Here is a 16453-nt window from a genome sequence, read left to right on the forward strand (position 1 = left end):
GCGGTCAGACGGAGGCGGCGGAGCTCTGCCGTTCGACGGCCTCGTAGAGGGCCTTGATGTTCGCGGTGCCGAAGGTGCCGGCGCCCTGACGCTCGATCAGCTCCAGGAAGTACGTCCGCCGCGGGTGGGTGGAGCGGACGAAGATCTGGAACAGCTGGCCGCCGTGGTCCTGGTCGACCAGCACGTGCAGGTCGCGCAGGGTCTCCACCGGGATGGCGGTGGTGCCGAACCGCTCGGCGAGGGCGTCGAAGTAGGCGCCCGGGGTGCTCAGGAACTCCACGCCGCGGGCCCGGGCGGTGCGCACGGCGGTGGCGATGTCGCGGGTGCGGAAGGCGAGGTGCTGCACGCCGGCGCCGTCGTGGGAGGACAGGAACTCGTCGATCTGGCCGGGCCGGCGGCTGGTGTCCGGCTCGATCAGGGTGAAGGTGACCTCGCCGGAGGCGCTCTGCACCACGCTGGAGTCCATGGCCTGCTCGCCGACCTCGATGTACTCGCCGAAGATCCGGTGGAAGCCGAGCGCGGCCTCGCAGAACCGTACGGCGTCGGCGAGTTCGCCCGCCGGGACGCAGATCGCGACGTGGTCGAGGGCGTCCAGCAGGCCCGGGGCCTCCCCGGCGTCGGCCGGGCGCTCCGGGACGAGGCGCAGGGCGGTGTCGCCGAAACCGGCGATCAGCCCGCCGGCCCGGTCCAGCACGCGGGCGCCGTGCCGCTCGGCGCGCTCGAGCGCGGCCTGCGGGTCGGTGCAGGACAGGGCGAGGACGGCGACGCCGTCCCCGTGCCGGGCGACGAACTCGGCCACCGGGTGGCCCGGGTCGGCGGCGGAGGCCAGGTGCACGCGGATCGAGCCCTGGTGCAGCCGGACGGTGCGGGTACCGTCCGGCGCGGTCACCGGCGGGTCGGCGGTGAAGTCGAAGTCGGCGCAGAGGCCGGCGGCGGTCTTGTCGGCGTCGGAGCAGTGGTACTCGACGTGGGTGATGGTCTGGATGGACAACGGGATCTCCCCCCGGAGGGATGGGAAGGGCGGGCTCGGGCTGGTCGGACGGGCCCCGGCGGGCGGTCCTGGTGGACGCCGGTCCGGTCCGCCGGACGGGCCCTAGCGGGCGGCCCGGGTGGACGCCGGGCCGAGGATCAGGCTGAGGTTGTGGCCCCCGAAGGCGAAGGCGTTGCTCAGCGCGGCGCGCACCGGTGCGGTCCTGGCCGCGCCCCGGACGTGGTCCAGGTCGCAGGCCGGGTCGGGGTCGTGCAGGTTGAGCGTCGGCGGCAGCGTCCCCCTCGCCACCGCCAGGGCGGTCACCGCCGCCTCCAGGGCGCCCGCGGCGCCCAGGAGGTGGCCGGTGGAGCCCTTGGTGGAGCTGACCGCGGGCGGCCGGCCGGCGAAGACGGCGTGCAGCGCGGCGGTCTCGGCCACGTCACCGAGCTTGGTGCCGGTGCCGTGGGCGTTCACGTAGTCGATGTCGCCCGGGGCCAGGCCGGCGTTCGCGAGCGCGGCGCGCATCGCGTCGGCGGCGCCGGCGCCGTCCGGGCGGGGCATGGTGGGGTGGTGGGCGTCGGTGGAGGCGCCCCAGCCGATGACGTCGGCGTACCCGGCGGCGCCGCGGGCGTCGGCGTGCGCGGCGCGTTCCAGGACGAGGACGGCGCTGCCCTCGCCGAGCACGAAGCCGTTGCGCCGGGCGTCGAACGGGCGGCTGGCCTGCTCGGGCTGCTCCCAGCCCTGGGCGAGCGCCCGGGCGTTGGTGAAGGCGGCGGCGATGGTCGGGTGCAGCGAGGACTCGGTGCCGCCGCAGACCACGACGTCCGCGTCGCCGGAGCGGATCAGCCGCAGCCCTTCGGCGACGGCCTGGGCGCCGGCCGCACAGGCCGTCACCACGGCCGAACTGTAGCCGCGGATGCCGTGCTTGATGGCGATCCGGGCGGTGGCCATGTTGGAGAGCATGCCCGGCAGCAGGTACGGGCTGACGCCGGGGCGGCCGCGCTCCAGGCGGCGGTGCGACTGCTGCTCGAAGGTCTCCAGCCCGCCGCCGCCGGTGGCCAGTACCACGGCGGTGCGGTGCGGGTCGACGCCCTCGCCGACCACCAGGCCGGCGTCGGCGAGCGCGTCGTCGGCGGCGGCCAGGGCGAGCAGGACGAAGCGGTCCACGCAGCGGGTCTCGGTCGGCGGCAGCACCTCCCGGCCGTCCACGGCGGGGGCGATCCCGGCGGCGGGCAGCCAGCCGTGGGCGGGGTGGCCCTCGGGGACGGCGCGCAGGCCGGAGCGGCCGGCCGTCAGCGCCTCGAACACCTCGGTGGGCTTGCGGCCGAGCGGTGAGACCAGGCCGATGCCGGTGACGACGGCTCCCGGGCGGGCGCTCATGCCTGCACCGCGGCGAGGTAGCGCTCGCGCAGCAGCACCTTGCGGACCTTGCCGGTCGGGCCGAGCGGGATGTCGCTCCCGGAGACCACCAGCACCTGGCGGACGGTGGCGGCGGCGGCCTCGTCGAGGGCGGCGACGACCGCCTCGGTGCGGTCGGCGTCCCGGTCGGCGCCCTCGGCCAGGATCAGCAGCACGTCGGTGACGACCCGTTCGCCGTCGCGGACGGCCACCACCGTGCAGTCCGCCGCGTCGGGGCAGGCGGCCAGCACCCGCTCCTCCGACATGGCGGTGAACAGGCGCCTGCCGTCGCCGAGTTCGACCGAGTCGACGGCCCGGTCGACGTGGTAGTAGTAGCCCTCCTCGTCCCGGTACATCAGGTCGCCGGTGAGGAAGCGGCCGCGGATCCTGGTGCGGAAGGTGGTCGCCGAGTCGTTCCAGTAGCCGAGGGCCAGGGTCGGTGAGGCGGTGGCGAGTTCGCCGACCTCGCCGGGGCCGAGCGGTTCGCCGTCCGGGCCGACCACCTCGCAGTCGACGAAGGCGTGCGGGCGGCCCACGCAGCGCCCGTAGCGCTCGGTGCCGGGGCCGTGGGTGATGAAGAAGTGCGAGTGGCCCATCTCGGTGGAGCCGAGCCCGTCCACGAACAGCGATCCGGGTGTGCGGGTGCGGCCGGCGCGGGTGACGGACTCCCGGCTGCCGGTGGCGATCAGGCGGCGGATGTGCACCTCGTGCGCGCAGTCGCCGGTGTTCCACCAGAGGGCGACGGAGGAGAGGTCGCGGGCGGCGAGGTCGTGGTGGGCGAGGTCGGCCCAGGTGGCGGCGAAGCCGACGACGCCGGTGGGCCGCCACTGCTCGACGGCGTCCAGCACCCCGGCGCCGGACTGCCCGGACAGCACGGCGAGCCGGGTGTGCGAGCTGAGCGCGAGGTTGAGCGCGATCAGGGTGGCGGCGTGCGGCGCGGGCAGTGCGCTCAGCATCCGCTCCTGCCCCTGCGGGCGGGGCAGCCGCAGCCGGTGGCGGATCGCTGCGTACAGGCTCGCGTGCGAGTGGACGACGGCCTTCGGCATGCCGGTGGTGCCGGAGGAGTGGGTGATCGCGACCGGGTCGCCGGACCAGTGCCGGTAGGGCGCCGGGGCGTCGTCCGGGTCGGCGGCGCCGAGCGTGCCGATCTCGGGGAGCAGCGGCGCGCCGGGGTCGTGGTCGGCGAGGGCGGCCAGGTGTGCGGGGTCGGCGAGTACGCCGACCGCGCCGATCCGGGCGATGTAGCGGGCGGCCCGCTCGCCGTCGAGGTTGGGGTTGAGCAGCGCGGGGACGGCGCCGAGCCGGGCCAGGGCGAGGAAGGCGAGCACGTGGTCGGCGGCGTCGCCCGCGTAGACGACGACCGGGTCGCGGCGGGTGATGCCGAGGCCGTGCAGGGCGGCGGCGCGGGCCCGGACGGCGCGGTCGAGCTGGCTCAGCGTGAAGGGCTGCCAGGCCGGGTGGCCGTCCACCGCGGTGTCGAAGGTCAGCAGCGGCTCGTCGAGGCCGAGGCCGAGGGCGAGCCGGGTGGTCAGGACGTTGCCGGCGCCGACGTCGGGGTCGTCCGCCAGCAGGGTGCGGAGACTGCGGATGGTCACGGGGGTGGATCCCTCCCTCGGGGCCGGGGCCGGGGGCGGCCCGGGCGGCTGATCGGGTGTCGGGGCGGTGCGGCCGCTCGGGCGGCGGGGGGCTTCGGCGGGTGGCGGCGGCTTCGGCGGGCGGCCCGCGGGGACCGGCCGGGGCGGCGGCCGGCCGCGGGCCGTGGGCCTCCGGTGCGGCGGAGCCGGTCCGGCCGGGTGCGGCCCGCGCGGGTGCCGGCCTCGTCGCCGGCTACCCCCGGGGGCTACCGCCGGTGGTGGCCCGGCGGTTCAGCCGGTGACCAGGACGGCCACCGCGTGGTCGCCGTCGTCGGTCTGCTCGGCGGCGACGACCAGGACCAGGTCGGCGTCGCCGTCCGCGAGGAGCAGCGCGGCGAGGTCGAGGGCGTCCGCGGGTACGGTTCCGGGGGCGGCCTCGGCGGGGCTGATCGCCAGGACGGGGCCGGTCAGGCCCCAGCGGGCGGCGATGTGCCCGAGCACGGCGTTGGGGTTGGACTGGAAGAACAGCAACGGGGCCGGTCGTCGCCCGGGTTCGGCCGTGCGGTCGATGGCCCGCGCGGTGGCGCGGTCGCCGCCGGCGCTCGCCAGCAGCAGGGCGGTCCGCCCGGGGGCGGGCGGTGGTCCGTGGTGCGCCTGCAGACAGCGGTCGGCCGTGTCGGCGACGAGCGGGCCGAGGCCGGATCCGGCGAAGCCGGGCAGGGGCGGCGGCGGGCCGGTCAGACCGGGGCCGGGTCGGCGGGCCTCGGCGAGGACGCGCAGGGCGCGGGCGGCCGGGTCGGGGGTGCGGTCGGTGATCATGGTGTCGGTGTCGGTGTCGGTGTCGGTGTCGGTGTCGGTGCCGGGGAGAGGGGCGGGTACGGGCGGCGCGTTCGGCTCGTGCGGTTCACGCGGCGGCCACCAGCAGGGCGGTGTTGGCGCCGCCGAAGGCGGAGTTGAGACTGAGCGCGTAGCGGGGGCCGGCGGCGCGCGGGCCGTCCAGGACGAGGTCGAGGCCGACGTCCGGGTCGGGGCCCAGCCAGCCGGCGTTGACCGGCAGCAGGCCGCGGCCCAACGCGCCGATGGTGGCGACGAGTTCGAGCAGGGCGGAAGCCTCGAGGGCGTGCCCGTGCACGGACTTGCTGGAGCTGACCGGCAGTTCGGCGGTGTGGCGGCCGAACACCCGGCGCAGTGCGCTCGCCTCGGCCCGGTCGGCGAGGGTGGAGCCGGTCCCGTTGGCGTTGACGTAGCCGACCTCCTCCGGGGCGACGCCGCCGCGGGTGAGCGCGGCCTCGATCGCCCGGACGGCTCCGTCGCCCGCGGGCTCGGGGCGGCAGACGTGGTGGGCGTCACCGGCCCGCCCCCAGCCGGCCAGCCGGGCGAGCGCGGGGGCGCCGCGCCGTTCGGCGGCCGGAGCGGCCTCGACCACCACGGCGGCGGTCGCGTCGGCGAGCAGGGTGCCGGTGCGGCCGGCGCTGAACGGTCGCAGTTCGCCGTCGCGGGCCAGTGCCCGCCCGGCGTCGAAGACGGCGAACACACCGGGTTCGACCAGGTGCCCGGCCGCGACCAGGACCCGTTCGTGCCGTCCTGCGGCGACCAGTGCGGCGGCGTCCGCGACGGCGGTGGAGGCCGCCACGCAGGCGCCGGTGTACACCCGGGTGACGCCCCGGGTGCCCCAGACGGCACTGACGCCGGCCGCCACCGCGTCGGCCGTGCTGCGGGTCCGTTCGTCGCTGTGCAGGGCGAGCAGGACGGGCATCCGCCCGCCGTCGTCACCGGTCAGCCCGGCCTGCCGGCAGGCCTGGCCGATGGCGTCGAGGACGGCCCGGGCCAGCGGGAAGGTGTGCGCGAGCGGGACGCCCGGTGGCAGCAGGGCCGCCCGGGTGGTGCGGCGGGCGCTCACGTCGAAGCGGGTGACCGGGCCGAACGCGGCCTTGCCGTGGACGGCGGCCTCGGTCAGCGGGTCGGGTCCGCGCCCGGCGGCGCTGAGCACCCCGAGCCCGGTGACCACCGGCCGGGTGCCGGCGGGCGGGGTACCGGTCATGGCCGTGCGGCCGAGCGTTCGGCCAGGACGGCCGCGCGCAGCAGGTCGGTGGCCTCGTCGACCGTCCGGACGGCGCCGAAGCGGTCGTCGTCGAGGTCCAGCTGGATGCTGTAACGCTGCTCGAACTCGGCTATCAGCCAGGTGAGTTCGAGGGACCCGAGATCCTCCGGCACATCGTCGGCGGCGCGCTGCCCGAACGCCGCCAGCATCGTGCGGACCTCGGCCCGGTCGGGGAGGCCGGAGTCGCTCACGCCGCGCTGCCGGTGGTGGCGGCGGTGGCGGCGATCCGCTTGGCGACGTCGGCGGTGAACTCGTCGAGCGTCATCAGCGCGGTGGTCTCCATCTCGTCCAGGTCGAACTTGATCCCGAACTCGTCCTCGACCTGCACCGACAGCTCGGCCAGCGCGAGCGACTCGAGGTCCAGCCCGGCCGGCCCGAGGTCGGTGTCCCCGGTGACGTCGGTGACGTCGTACTGCATCTCGGTCAGGGAGGCGAGGACGAACTCGCGGATGCGGTCCTGCATGGTGTGGCTCCTTGTCGGGGTGGTGCAGCGTCGGTGCGGTGTGCGGTGTGCGGTGTGCGGTGTGCGGCGTCGGGTTTTCGTGCAACGTCGGGGTGGTGCAGCGTCGGCGCGGTGCGCGCGCCGGGGCGGTTCAGCGCGCGGCGGTGGCCGCGGCCGTGGCGGTGGTGCGCAGCGCGGCCGGGTCGCGCAGCAGCTTTCCGGTGGCGGTGCGGGGCAGTTGCGCCAGCAGGGCGATCCGCCGCGGCCGCTTGTAGGCGGCGAGCCGGCGGGCCAGCCCGTCCTGGACGAGGGCGAGGTCGGCGTCGGGTTCGGTGGCGAGGTAGGCCTCGATCGCGCCGTCCTCGAAGACCACCACGGCCTCGCGGACCTCGGGCAGTGCGGTGAGGGTCTGCTCGACCTCGGTGAGGTCGACCTTGAGCCCGCCGATCGAGACCTGGGAGTCCAGCCGGCCGAGCACGGTGACCCGGCCGGTGGCCCGGTCCAGCTCGGCCGCGTCCCGGGTGTGCAGCCAGCCCTCCGACCAGCGGGTCGGGTCGTCCAGCCCCGGGTACGGCGAGGCCGGCGCGCCGATCTGCAGCTCGCCCGCGACCATCCGCAGCCGCATCCCGTGGACGGGCTGCTTGGCGGGGTGGAGCGTGCCGGACAGGTCGGTGGCGATGACCCCGGTCTCGGTCATCCCGTACATGGTGCCGAGCGGGACGCCGTAGCGGCCGGTGAACAGCGCGGGCAGGCCCGGTCGGACCAGCTCGCCCGCCACGATCATCCGGCGCAGCTGCGGCAGCCGCGGCGGAGCGACCGCGCCGGCCAGCAGCTCGGCGTGGAAGGGCACTCCGACGAGGGTGGTCGGCCGGTCGCCGGCGGCGACTGCCGCGAGGATGCCCGCCGCCGTCATCCGTTCCGGCACGGTGACCGCGGCGCGGGCGTGCAGACCGTTGAGCAGTCCGCCGACCAGGCCGAGCACGTGCACCACCGAGGACAGCAGGACGACCCGTTCACCTTCGCCGGGGAACTCCTCCAGCCTGCGGTAGCAGTCGAGTTCGCGGAGCAGGTCGCTGGCGGTGCGGGCGATGACCTTGGCCGGTCCGGTGGATCCGGAGCTCAGCTGGATCAGCGCGTGCCCGCTGCGGGCCGGGAGCCCGTCCGGCAGGTGGACGGCCACCGGCTCCACCTCGGAGAAGCCGCGCAGCGCCGCCGCGGGCCGGTGAGCGGAGCCTAGCAGCACTTGCGGGGCCAGCCGCGCCACCGCCGAGTCGACCTCGTGGTCGGTCAACCGGTGATCGAGCAGGGCGACTTGGGCGCCGAGCCGCCAGCATGCCAGCAGTGCGGCGACGAACGCCACCGAGGGCGGCAGCCGTAGTGCGGCGGTGCCGCCCGGTTCGAGCCCGGCCGCGGCGAGCCGCTCGGCCTGGTCGTCGACCAGGGCGCGCAGGGCGTCCCGGTCGATCGGTGCTCCGAGGTGCAGGCACTCCTCGCCCCCGGGGCCGGCCAGCAGCAGCCGGTCGACCCAGGAGTCCGGGGCGTCGGCGTGCGGCGGTTCGGAGGGCGGAAGTGAGGAGGGGGAAAAGCGGGTCAACACCACTCCACGCAAGTGAGGGGATTTGACATGAACGCCGTTCACAACCAAAACGGTCAATTCCGTTGCCAGACCATTGCACAGACGATTGGTCAAATCAAGGTCTATACCAATGTGCCGGTTGCTCCTACGCTGCCGACCGGGACCGGCCCGCGCGTGGCCGTCCGGGAATCGAGGATGCCCGTGGGAGAACTCACGCTGGCCGGGATCGAGCGCGCCGCGCGCACGCACCTTCCCCCGGAAATCTGGGACTTCATCGAAGGCGGCAGCGGAGCGGAACGCACCCTGGCGGCGAACCGGGAAATGTTCGCACGCTATGCGCTGCGCCCGCGCACGATGGTCGACGTCTCGTCCTGCTCGCCCGCGCTGACCCTGCTCGGCACCCCGCTCGCCCTCCCGGTCGGGATCGCCCCGATGGCCTACCACCGGCTGGTCGATCCCGCGGGCGAGACGGCCACCGCCCGCGCCGCCGGCCGCGCCGGCGCCCTGTTGGTCGCCGCGATGTTCGCCAGCCGCACCCTGGAGGAGATCGCCGCCGCCGCCACCGGTCCGCTCTGGCTCCAGCTGTACTGGCTGCGTGAACGCGCCGCGCTCGCCGCCCTGGTCGAACGCGCCGAGGCGGCCGGCTACCGGGCGCTCGTCCTCACCGTCGACGCCCCCCGGATCGGCCGCCGGCTGCGCGACCTGCGCAACGGCTTCGCCATCCCGCCGGGCGTGCGCGCCGTCAACCTGGACCCGGCCCTGATGTCCGCCAGCCACCGTGCGAGTGGCGGCAGTTCGGGCATCGCCGAGCACGCCCGCCAGCAGTTCGACCCCACCCTGACCTGGGCCGACCTGGCCTGGCTGCGCGAGCGCACCCGGCTGCCACTGGTTCTGAAGGGCGTGCTGACCGCCGAGGACGCCCGGCTCGCCGCCGAACACGGCGTCGACGCCGTCCTGGTCTCCAACCACGGCGGCCGACAACTCGACGGCGCCCTGCCCGCCCTGGCCGCACTGCCCGAGGTCGTCGACGCGGTGCCGGCCGACCTGCCGGTGCTGCTCGACGGCGGCGTGCGCACCGGCACCGACGTCGCCCTCGCCCTCGCCCTCGGCGCCCGCGCCGTCCTGGTCGGCCGGCCGGTGTTCTGGGGCCTGGCCACCGGAGGCGAAGCAGGCGTGCACCACGTCCTCGACCTGCTGCGCGAGGAACTCGAGCACACCATGGCCCTGTTGGGGCGCCCCCGGCTCGCCGACCTGGACCGCACCGTCCTCGCCCCCTGGCCCTGTCCGGTCGGCTGAACCGCGCACCGCCCGCACCACGTCGTCAAAGGAAGAGAGCCATGACCGAACCGCGCCCGACCACCGCCCGACCCGACCCCTTCCCCGGCTGGGACTGGGACGACCCCGACGACCTCGCCACCCGCCTGGACGCCTTCAGCGCGCAGGTCGCCACCTGCGACAAGCTCGAGGCGCACCCCGGCGGGCTGCCCCGCGACCACGCCGGACTGCGTGAACTCGGCATCACCGGGATCGAGTTCGCCGCCTTCCGGACCGACCACCCGGAGGGCCTGGGCACCGACCTCGCCACCCTGCGCAGCCCCTCGGCGGCCACCGAACCCGGCACCCTCTACCGGGTCGACGGCGACCGCTGGTTCACCCAGCTCGACATCGGCCACCCGCTGCCCCTCGCCGACGCCAGCGTCGACTGGGTGTACGCCGAGCACCTCATCGAGCACGTCACCATGCCCGTCGCCGTCGGCTGGCTGCGGGAGGTCCACCGCGTGCTGCGCCCCGGCGGGGTGCTCCGCCTCACCACCCCCGACCTGGCCCGCTACCTGGTCGGCTACGCCACCGGTGACGGCTTCCTCGCCAAACACCGCCGCCGCCTCACCACCCTCGGCTTCGGCCCGCCGATGCCCGCCCGCCCGGCCTTCCTGGTCAACCAGATCTTCCGCCACTACGGGCACCAGTGGATCTACGACCTCGACGAGCTGCGCCACGTCCTCACCCTGGCCGGCTTCGAGGCCGGACGGATCCGCCCCTGCGCCTACCGCCAGGGCGTGCGGCCCGACGTCGCCGACCTCGACACCGCGTTCCGCACCGACGAGACCGTCTACGTCGAGGCCGACCGCTGACCGGCAGCCGCTGATCGCCGGCCGCCTGCCGCCGGCCGCTGGAAGCCGACCGCCGGTCGCCTGTCGCCGGCCGAGCGGCGGCCCGTCGTCGCCGGCAGGCCGTCCGCGGCGACGCCGCCCGCCGGCGGCCCCGGCAGCGCCCCGAACCCGTACCGACTCCGTACCGAACGGGACCCACCCCCATGCCCCTGCACCCCCAGGCCGAGGCCCTGCGCGCCCGGCGCGCGAGCAGCGGCGCACCGCCGCTCTACACCCTCACCCTCGCCGAGGCCCGCGCCGCCGACCTCGCCGACATCCGCGCCGCCGCCGGCACCCCCGAACCGGTCGCCGCCGTGGAGGAGCACCGCATCCCCGGCCCCGGCGGCGAGCTCGCCCTGCGGCTCTACCGCCCCGAACCGCCCGGCCGGCCGCTGCCCGCCCTGCTCTACCTGTTCGGCGGCGGCTGGACGCTCGGCTCGCCCGACACCAGCGACGCGATCTGCCGCCGGCTGACCGCCGAGGTCGGCTGCGTCACCGCCTCCGTCGGCTACCGGCTGGCCCCCGAGCACCCCTTCCCCGCCGCCGTCCACGACTGCCGCGCCGCGCTGGCCTGGCTCGCCGGGAACGCCGGGCGGCTCGGCGTCGACCCCGACCGGCTCGCCGTCGGCGGAGACAGCGCCGGCGGCAACCTCACCGCGGCCGTCACCCTCCTCGCCCGCGACGAGGGCGGCCCGGCCCTGCGCCACCAGCTGCTCGTCTACCCCAACACCGACCACGCCGCCGACACCCCGTCGCTGGCCGAGCACGACGACCCGCTGCTCTTCAACCGCCGCTCGGTCGCCTGGTACTGGGGCCACTACCTGGCCGACCCGGCCGACGGCGCCCACCCGCACGCCTCCCCGCTGCGCGCCCCCGACCTGGCCGGGCTGCCGCCCGCGACCGTCATCACCGCCGAGTACGACCCGCTGCGCGACGAGGGCGAGCAGTACGCCCGGGCGCTGCGCGCGGCCGGCGTCCCGGTGGACGAGCGCCGCTACGCGGGCATGCCGCACGGCTTCTTCGCCATGACCGGCACCCTGGACGCCGCCGCCGACGCCCAGCACTACGCCGCCGGCCGGCTGCGCGAGGCCCTGCGGTGAGCGCCGCCGACCGGCCCGTCCCGCTGCCGCTCGGCGAGCTGCACGCCTCGCTCGCCGACCCGCTGCTGGACGCGATGACCTTCCTCAACGAGGTCACCACGCGCTACCCCGACGCCGTCTCCTTCGCCCCCGGCCGCCCCTACGAGGGCTTCTTCGAACCCGAGGACGTCACCGCCCACCTGGACGCCTACCTGGCCCACCTCGCCGAACGCGGCCTGGACCGGGACGCCGTGCGCACCCGGCTCTTCCAGTACGGGCCCACCAAGGGCGTCGTCAACGACCTGGTCGCCCGCACCCTCGCCCACGACGAGGGCCTGAGCGTCGACCCCGAGGCCCTGGTGCTCACCGTCGGCGCCCAGGAGGGCATGCTGCTCGTGCTGCGCGCCCTGTGCGCCACCCCGGACGACGTCCTGCTGGTCAGCTCGCCCTGCTACGTCGGCGTCACCGGCGCCGCCCGGCTGCTCGACCTGACCACCCTGCCGGTGCCCGAGGGCCCGGGCGGCGGGCCCGACCCGCAGGCCGTCCGGGCCGCCGCGAAGGCCGTGCGGGCCGACGGCCGGCGTCCGCGCGCCCTCTACGTCGTCCCCGACTTCGCCAACCCCTCCGGCACCAGCATGCCGGTGGCCGCCCGCACCGCCCTGCTGGACGCCGCCGCGGCGGAGGGCCTGCTGGTCGTCGAGGACAACCCGTACGGCTTCTTCGCCCGCGACCCGGGGGAGCGGCCGACCCTCAAGGCGCTCGACCGCCGCCGCCAGGTCGTCTACCTGGGCTCCTTCGCCAAGACCTGCTTCCCCGGCGCCCGGCTCGGCTACGTGGTCGCGGACCAGGAGGTGGCGGGGCCCGGCGGGCGCCGCACCCTGCTCGCCGACGAGCTGGCCAAGCTCAAGAGCATGACGACGGTCAACACGCCCGCGCTCAGCCAGGCCGTCGTGGCCGGCATGCTGCTGCGCCACGACTGCCGGCTGCGCGCCGCCAACGCCCCCGCCACGGCCCACTACGCGGCCGGCATGGACACCCTGCTACGGGAGCTGGACCGGCACTTCCCGGCCTCCGAGCGGCGCCGGCTCGGGGTCTCCTGGAACCGACCCGAGGGCGGCTTCTTCGCCGTGCTGACGGTGCCCTTCACCGCCGACGACGCGGCGATGGAGCACTGCGCCCGCGCGTACGGGGTGCTCTGGACGCCGATGGCGCCGTTCTACCCGGCGGGGGGCGGGGAACGGCGGCTGCGGCTGTCGATCAGCTCGCTGACGCAGGCGCAGATCATCGACGGCGTGGCCAAGCTGGCCGCGTTCATCGGGTCCGCCACCGGCTGAGGACCGTACGGGCCGAAGGGGGAAAGGGGAGGGGCCCGGCTCGCGAGCCGGGCCCCTCCCCTTCACCCCTCTTCCCCGTCGTGCCGGGGGCTTCCCCGCTGTGCCGGGGTTCCGCGCAGTGCCTGGCGCTCAGCGCACCCGGGTCGAGAACAGCCGGGCCGACCAGTACACCGACAGCACGGTCATCACCGCGACGACCAGCAGGCCCTGCCAGACCGAACTGTCCCCGACGTGCCCGGAGAACAGTGCGCGCATGCCCTCCACCGCCCAGTAGAAGGGGTTCCACCTGGCCGTCTGCTGCAGCCACTCCGGCGCCAGGGTGAGCGGCAGCAGCACCCCCGACAGCAGCGCGATCGGCTGCGCGATGGTGTTCACCACCGGCGCCATCGCCGCGTCCGTCGGCACCATCAGCGCGATCCCGTAGGAGATCGCCGAGGTCATCAGCGCCAGCAGCCCGAGCAGCAGGTAGGCGAGCAACAGGTTCAGCGGGCTGACCCGGAGCCCGAACGGCAGCGCGATCAGGGTGATCAGGACGGCCTGCACCAGCAGCGCCACCATCTCCCGCATCGCCCGGCCGAGCAGCAGCGCGAGCCGGCTCACCGGGGTCACCCTGGACCGCTCGATGATGCCGGCCTTCAGCTCGCCGAGCAGGCTGAAGCCGGTGAACAGCCCGCCGAAGATGCAGAGCACCGCCAACAGGCCCGGCACGTAGACCTGGTAGGCGTCGGCGTAGCTGCTCGCGCCGTCCGGGGCGAGCACCTTCTTCAACAGCGGGGCGAACAGCAGCAGGTAGAACACGGGCTGGATGATGCCGACGGCGATCCAGACCGGGGTGCGGATCATCAGCAGCAGCTGGCGCTGGAAGACCAGCCAGGTGTCGCGGGCGAGCTTCATGGTCTCCCCAGGGGTGGGCGGGTCAGGACTGGAGCGATCGGCCGGTGCGGGCCAGGAACACGTCGTCCAGGCTGGGCCGCTGGAGCTGCACGGTGCCGGGCGTCACACCGGCCCCGTCCAGGGCGCGCAGCAGCTGCGGGATGGCGGCGGCGCCGTCGTCCAGGTAGAGCCGCAGTCCGTCCTCGCCCTCGACCTCCAGACGGTGCAGGTAGGGCTGCGGGCGCAGCACCCGGGCGGCCCGTTCGGCGGCGCCTTCGGCGGGCTCCAGCCCGACCAGCACGACGTCGCCGGAGATCTCGCGCTTGAGCGCCTCGGGCGTGCCCTCGGCGACCACCCGGCCGTGGTCGACGATCGCCACCCGGTCGCAGAGCGCGTCGGCCTCGTCGAGGTAGTGGGTGGTGACCACGACCGTCATGCCCTCGGTGCGCAGCCGGCGGATCTCCTCCCAGACGTACGCCCGGCTGGCCGGGTCGAGCCCGACGGTGGGCTCGTCCAGGAACAGCACCCGCGGCTCGTGGATGACGCCGAGCGCGATGTCCACCCGCCGGCGCTGGCCGCCGGAGTAGGTGGCGCACGGCCGGTCGCCGAACTCGCCCAGGTCGAAGGCCTTGAGCGCGTCCTCGGCGGCCCGGACGGCCCGCGCCTTGGGGGCGCCGTACATCCGGGCCTGGAGCACGAGTTCCTCGCGCGCGCTGACGCCGTCGGTGGTGCCGCCGCCCTGGGCGACGTAGCCGATCCGGCGGCGGACACCGGCCGGGTCGGTGAACAGGTCCGCCCCGGCGATGGTGGCCCGGCCGCCGTCGGGGCGGATCAGGGTGGCCAGCATGCGCAGGGTGGTGGTCTTCCCGGCGCCGTTGGGCCCGAGGAAGCCGTAGATCTCGCCTGCGGCGACGGACAGGTCGATGCCGCGGACGGCGTCGACGGTGGGGTCCTCCGCGCTCTTGCGGGAGGTCTTCTTGCGGTAGGACTTGCGCAGTCCCGTGGTCTCGATCAACCGGAACTCCCGTGCGGGGATGGGCTCTGCCACGGCACCTGGGAAGGCGGTGCTCGGCACCTGCGATGGCGGTGCTGCGCGCCACCCTAGGGTGAACCCCGGCCTGGAAACAATGGCCTAGACCAATGGACGTGTGATCGCCCGGTCTGCTAGGGCGCCCCGGTCCGTGCCCACCTGACGCGGGCTCAAGCCCTGGAGCCGGCCGGCGTGTGCCGCCGGGACGCCTCAGGCCGCCAGCGCCTCCAGGCGGTCCGCCGCCGCCACCGCACCGCCCCCGGCCAGCAGGGCCCGGCCGGCCCGTCCGGCGTTCTCCCGCAGGCCGGGGGCGTCCAGCGCCTCCCGCAGGGCCACGGCCAGCCGCTCCGGCCCGACCCGGGCGAAGGGCACCCGCAGTCCGGCCCCGGCCGCCACCACCTGCGCCGCGACGAAGGGCTGGTCGTGCCGGATCGGCGCGGTGACCAGCGGCAGGCCGTGCGCCAGGGCCTCGCCCACGGTGTTCATCCCGCCGTGGCAGAGCACGGCGTCCAGCTCCCCGCGGCCCATCAGCTCCAGCACCGGCGCCCGGTCCACCAGGACCGCCCCGGCCGGCAGCGCGGGCAACGAGGGCAGCAGGTCGCGCGGAGCCGCGATCACCGGCTGGACGTCCGGCCCGCACAGCGCCAGCGCCCGCGCGGCCCGGGCGTGGAAGTCCGCACCCAGTTCGCCCGCCAGCGTGCCCATGGTGACCAGTACCCGCCGCCGGCCCGGCAGAAGCCGCCCCCACGGGAAGTCCGGGTCGGCCGGGCGTGCCGGCAACACCGGCCCGACCAGGGCGTGCTCCGGTGGCGGGGCCGGGTCGCCGGTGAGCGCGGGGCCCGTGGTCGCCAGCACCAGGGCGGGGGAGAAGCGCGGGTCCAGGTACTCCTCCGCGGGCAGCCGGGCGCGCTCCCACAGTCCGCGGAGCAACCCCGTCATCCATGCCTCCACCTGCGGCAACGCCCGGTACGGACGGCCCAGTTCCATCGCGCCCGGGGCGAAGCTCGCCCACGGCAGGCCGTGCCGGTGGGCGACCAGGGCGCCCGCCGGGGTGTGCTGGTCGACCAGCAGCACGTCCGGCCGGAACTCCCGCACCACGCTGTCCAGCGGCTTCGCGGTGAACCGCGCGTACGGGACGATGAAGCCCTCCCAGAGCGAGCGCAGCGCGGCCAGCCCGTGGCCGCCCTGCGCCCGGAAGGCCCGCGTTCCGGTGCCGAGCACCACGGCGTCGGGGCCCAGCAGCGGCCGCAGCACGGACTCGGTGCCCGTCCAGGCGACCTGGTGGCCGCGGGCGGTCAGCTCGGCGGCGATGCCGGCCGCCGGGTTGACGTGCCCGGTGAGCGGGGGCATCACCAGCAGGAAACGGGTCATCGGGGACCCTCCTCGGGGAGCAGTTCCTGCAGGTCGGCGACGGTCAGGGCCTCCAGCCCGGGCAGGTCGAGCCGAGCCCGCAGCCCGGCCAGGTCGGCGGCGGGCCCGAAACGGTCGCGCAGCGCGGCTGCGAGCGCGGCGAGTTCGCACTCGTCGAGCAGCAGGTCGCCGTCCAGCCGGGCGTGCGGGGTCAGCCGCTCGGCCCAGCCGGGCGGCGCGCCGGCCGCCTCGACGAGCAGCGCGACCAGCACGGGGTGCGGCCTGTCGGCGTCCGGTGGTGCTGCAAGGGCTGTGCCTGCGGCGTTCGGGGCGGGGTCCGGGCCTGCGGGGTCCGGCGCTTCGGGGCCCGGGCCCGCGGCGGGCTGCGGCGTTCGGGGGGTCAACGGTTCGACGGGGTGCGGTGGTTCACGGTCCGGCATGGGTGGCTCCCACCTGCTCGACGGCACGGGGGTGAGGCGCGACGGCGCCGGGGCGAGGGCGTCGGCCTGCGGCGACGGCCCCGGGGGCGAACGCGACGGGGAATGGCCCGAGATCACTTGTGCGACCCGGCGGGCG

General features: G+C 75.9%; 16 protein-coding genes. 4 read left to right on the top strand and 12 right to left on the bottom strand.

Features of this window, described 5'->3' with window-relative positions; all coding sequences use genetic code 11:
* Positions 1-4: 4 nt before the first annotated feature.
* The 8 genes from hppD to ACFYUY_RS11595 all read right to left on the bottom strand — a co-directional run bounded on the left by hppD (position 5) and on the right by ACFYUY_RS11595 (position 8082).
* Positions 5-991 carry a 4-hydroxyphenylpyruvate dioxygenase gene (gene hppD / locus ACFYUY_RS11560; protein ID WP_387900110.1) on the bottom strand — a complete coding sequence of 329 codons (987 nt, stop codon included), beginning with the start codon at positions 989-991 and terminating at the stop codon, positions 5-7.
* 102 nt (positions 992-1093) lie between these two features.
* A complete protein-coding gene (locus ACFYUY_RS11565) occupies positions 1094-2350 on the bottom strand; it encodes a beta-ketoacyl-[acyl-carrier-protein] synthase family protein (RefSeq protein ID WP_360221860.1) in 1257 nt (418 codons plus the stop codon).
* A complete protein-coding gene (locus ACFYUY_RS11570) occupies positions 2347-3963 on the bottom strand; it encodes a class I adenylate-forming enzyme family protein (protein WP_387900112.1) in 1617 nt (538 codons plus the stop codon). The genes ACFYUY_RS11565 and ACFYUY_RS11570 overlap by 4 nt, the downstream gene beginning before the upstream one ends.
* A gap of 270 nt (positions 3964-4233) precedes the next feature.
* Positions 4234-4761, bottom strand: a complete 528-nt coding sequence (locus ACFYUY_RS11575; RefSeq protein WP_387900114.1) for a beta-ketoacyl synthase N-terminal-like domain-containing protein — start codon at positions 4759-4761, stop codon at positions 4234-4236.
* Between the two features lie 85 nt (positions 4762-4846).
* A complete protein-coding gene (locus tag ACFYUY_RS11580) occupies positions 4847-5983 on the bottom strand; it encodes a beta-ketoacyl synthase N-terminal-like domain-containing protein (RefSeq protein ID WP_387900116.1) in 1137 nt (378 codons plus the stop codon).
* Positions 5980-6234, bottom strand: coding sequence for an acyl carrier protein (locus ACFYUY_RS11585; protein WP_387900118.1), 255 nt, complete (start codon positions 6232-6234; stop codon positions 5980-5982). The genes ACFYUY_RS11580 and ACFYUY_RS11585 overlap by 4 nt, the downstream gene beginning before the upstream one ends.
* Positions 6231-6506 (bottom strand): phosphopantetheine-binding protein, encoded by a 276-nt coding sequence (locus tag ACFYUY_RS11590; RefSeq protein ID WP_387900119.1) that lies wholly within the window; start codon positions 6504-6506, stop codon positions 6231-6233. The genes ACFYUY_RS11585 and ACFYUY_RS11590 overlap by 4 nt, the downstream gene beginning before the upstream one ends.
* A gap of 130 nt (positions 6507-6636) precedes the next feature.
* A complete protein-coding gene (locus ACFYUY_RS11595; protein WP_387900121.1) occupies positions 6637-8082 on the bottom strand; it encodes a class I adenylate-forming enzyme family protein in 1446 nt (481 codons plus the stop codon).
* 174 nt (positions 8083-8256) lie between these two features.
* Between ACFYUY_RS11595 and ACFYUY_RS11600 the strand changes: the two genes are divergently transcribed.
* From ACFYUY_RS11600 to ACFYUY_RS11615, 4 genes are all read left to right on the top strand, one after another.
* Complete coding sequence (locus ACFYUY_RS11600; RefSeq protein ID WP_387900123.1) at positions 8257-9357, top strand: alpha-hydroxy acid oxidase; 1101 nt, start codon at positions 8257-8259, stop codon at positions 9355-9357.
* 41 nt (positions 9358-9398) lie between these two features.
* Positions 9399-10193 carry a class I SAM-dependent methyltransferase gene (locus tag ACFYUY_RS11605; RefSeq protein WP_387900125.1) on the top strand — a complete coding sequence of 265 codons (795 nt, stop codon included), beginning with the start codon at positions 9399-9401 and terminating at the stop codon, positions 10191-10193.
* Between the two features lie 182 nt (positions 10194-10375).
* Positions 10376-11311, top strand: a complete 936-nt coding sequence (locus ACFYUY_RS11610) for an alpha/beta hydrolase (RefSeq protein ID WP_360221833.1) — start codon at positions 10376-10378, stop codon at positions 11309-11311.
* The gene (locus ACFYUY_RS11615; RefSeq protein WP_387900126.1) at positions 11308-12624 is read left to right on the top strand and encodes a PLP-dependent aminotransferase family protein; all 1317 of its coding nucleotides are present in this window, start codon (positions 11308-11310) and stop codon (positions 12622-12624) included. The genes ACFYUY_RS11610 and ACFYUY_RS11615 overlap by 4 nt, the downstream gene beginning before the upstream one ends.
* Before the next feature lie 129 nt (positions 12625-12753).
* On the opposite strand, the gene ACFYUY_RS11620 is transcribed toward ACFYUY_RS11615, so the two are convergent.
* The 4 genes from ACFYUY_RS11620 to ACFYUY_RS11635 all read right to left on the bottom strand — a co-directional run bounded on the left by ACFYUY_RS11620 (position 12754) and on the right by ACFYUY_RS11635 (position 16149).
* Positions 12754-13518, bottom strand: coding sequence for an ABC transporter permease (locus ACFYUY_RS11620; protein WP_360206562.1), 765 nt, complete (start codon positions 13516-13518; stop codon positions 12754-12756).
* A gap of 22 nt (positions 13519-13540) precedes the next feature.
* Positions 13541-14512 carry an ATP-binding cassette domain-containing protein gene (locus ACFYUY_RS11625; RefSeq protein WP_387900129.1) on the bottom strand — a complete coding sequence of 324 codons (972 nt, stop codon included), beginning with the start codon at positions 14510-14512 and terminating at the stop codon, positions 13541-13543.
* Positions 14513-14737: 225 nt separating this feature from the next.
* Complete coding sequence (locus ACFYUY_RS11630) at positions 14738-15898, bottom strand: glycosyltransferase (RefSeq protein WP_387900130.1); 1161 nt, start codon at positions 15896-15898, stop codon at positions 14738-14740.
* The gene (locus ACFYUY_RS11635) at positions 15895-16149 is read right to left on the bottom strand and encodes a hypothetical protein (protein WP_360206554.1); all 255 of its coding nucleotides are present in this window, start codon (positions 16147-16149) and stop codon (positions 15895-15897) included. Before ACFYUY_RS11635 ends, ACFYUY_RS11630 begins: the two co-directional genes overlap by 4 nt.
* Positions 16150-16453: the final 304 nt, after the last annotated feature.

This window comes from Kitasatospora sp. NPDC004745, from assembly GCF_042873275.1.
Lineage (GTDB): Bacteria > Actinomycetota > Actinomycetes > Streptomycetales > Streptomycetaceae > Kitasatospora.

What these genes read in the sequence shown, in the direction of transcription:
- ACFYUY_RS11565 (WP_360221860.1), bottom strand. Translation starts at nt 2,350, where the DNA reads ATGAGCGCCCGCCCGGGAGCCGTCGTCACCGGCATCGGCCTGGTCTCA.
- ACFYUY_RS11575 (WP_387900114.1), bottom strand. Translation starts at nt 4,761, where the DNA reads ATGATCACCGACCGCACCCCCGACCCGGCCGCCCGCGCCCTGCGCGTC.
- ACFYUY_RS11580 (WP_387900116.1), bottom strand. Translation starts at nt 5,983, where the DNA reads ATGACCGGTACCCCGCCCGCCGGCACCCGGCCGGTGGTCACCGGGCTC.
- ACFYUY_RS11590 (WP_387900119.1), bottom strand. Translation starts at nt 6,506, where the DNA reads ATGCAGGACCGCATCCGCGAGTTCGTCCTCGCCTCCCTGACCGAGATG.
- ACFYUY_RS11600 (WP_387900123.1), top strand. Translation starts at nt 8,257, where the DNA reads ATGCCCGTGGGAGAACTCACGCTGGCCGGGATCGAGCGCGCCGCGCGC.
- ACFYUY_RS11605 (WP_387900125.1), top strand. Translation starts at nt 9,399, where the DNA reads ATGACCGAACCGCGCCCGACCACCGCCCGACCCGACCCCTTCCCCGGC.
- ACFYUY_RS11610 (WP_360221833.1), top strand. Translation starts at nt 10,376, where the DNA reads ATGCCCCTGCACCCCCAGGCCGAGGCCCTGCGCGCCCGGCGCGCGAGC.
- ACFYUY_RS11620 (WP_360206562.1), bottom strand. Translation starts at nt 13,518, where the DNA reads ATGAAGCTCGCCCGCGACACCTGGCTGGTCTTCCAGCGCCAGCTGCTG.
- ACFYUY_RS11630 (WP_387900130.1), bottom strand. Translation starts at nt 15,898, where the DNA reads ATGACCCGTTTCCTGCTGGTGATGCCCCCGCTCACCGGGCACGTCAAC.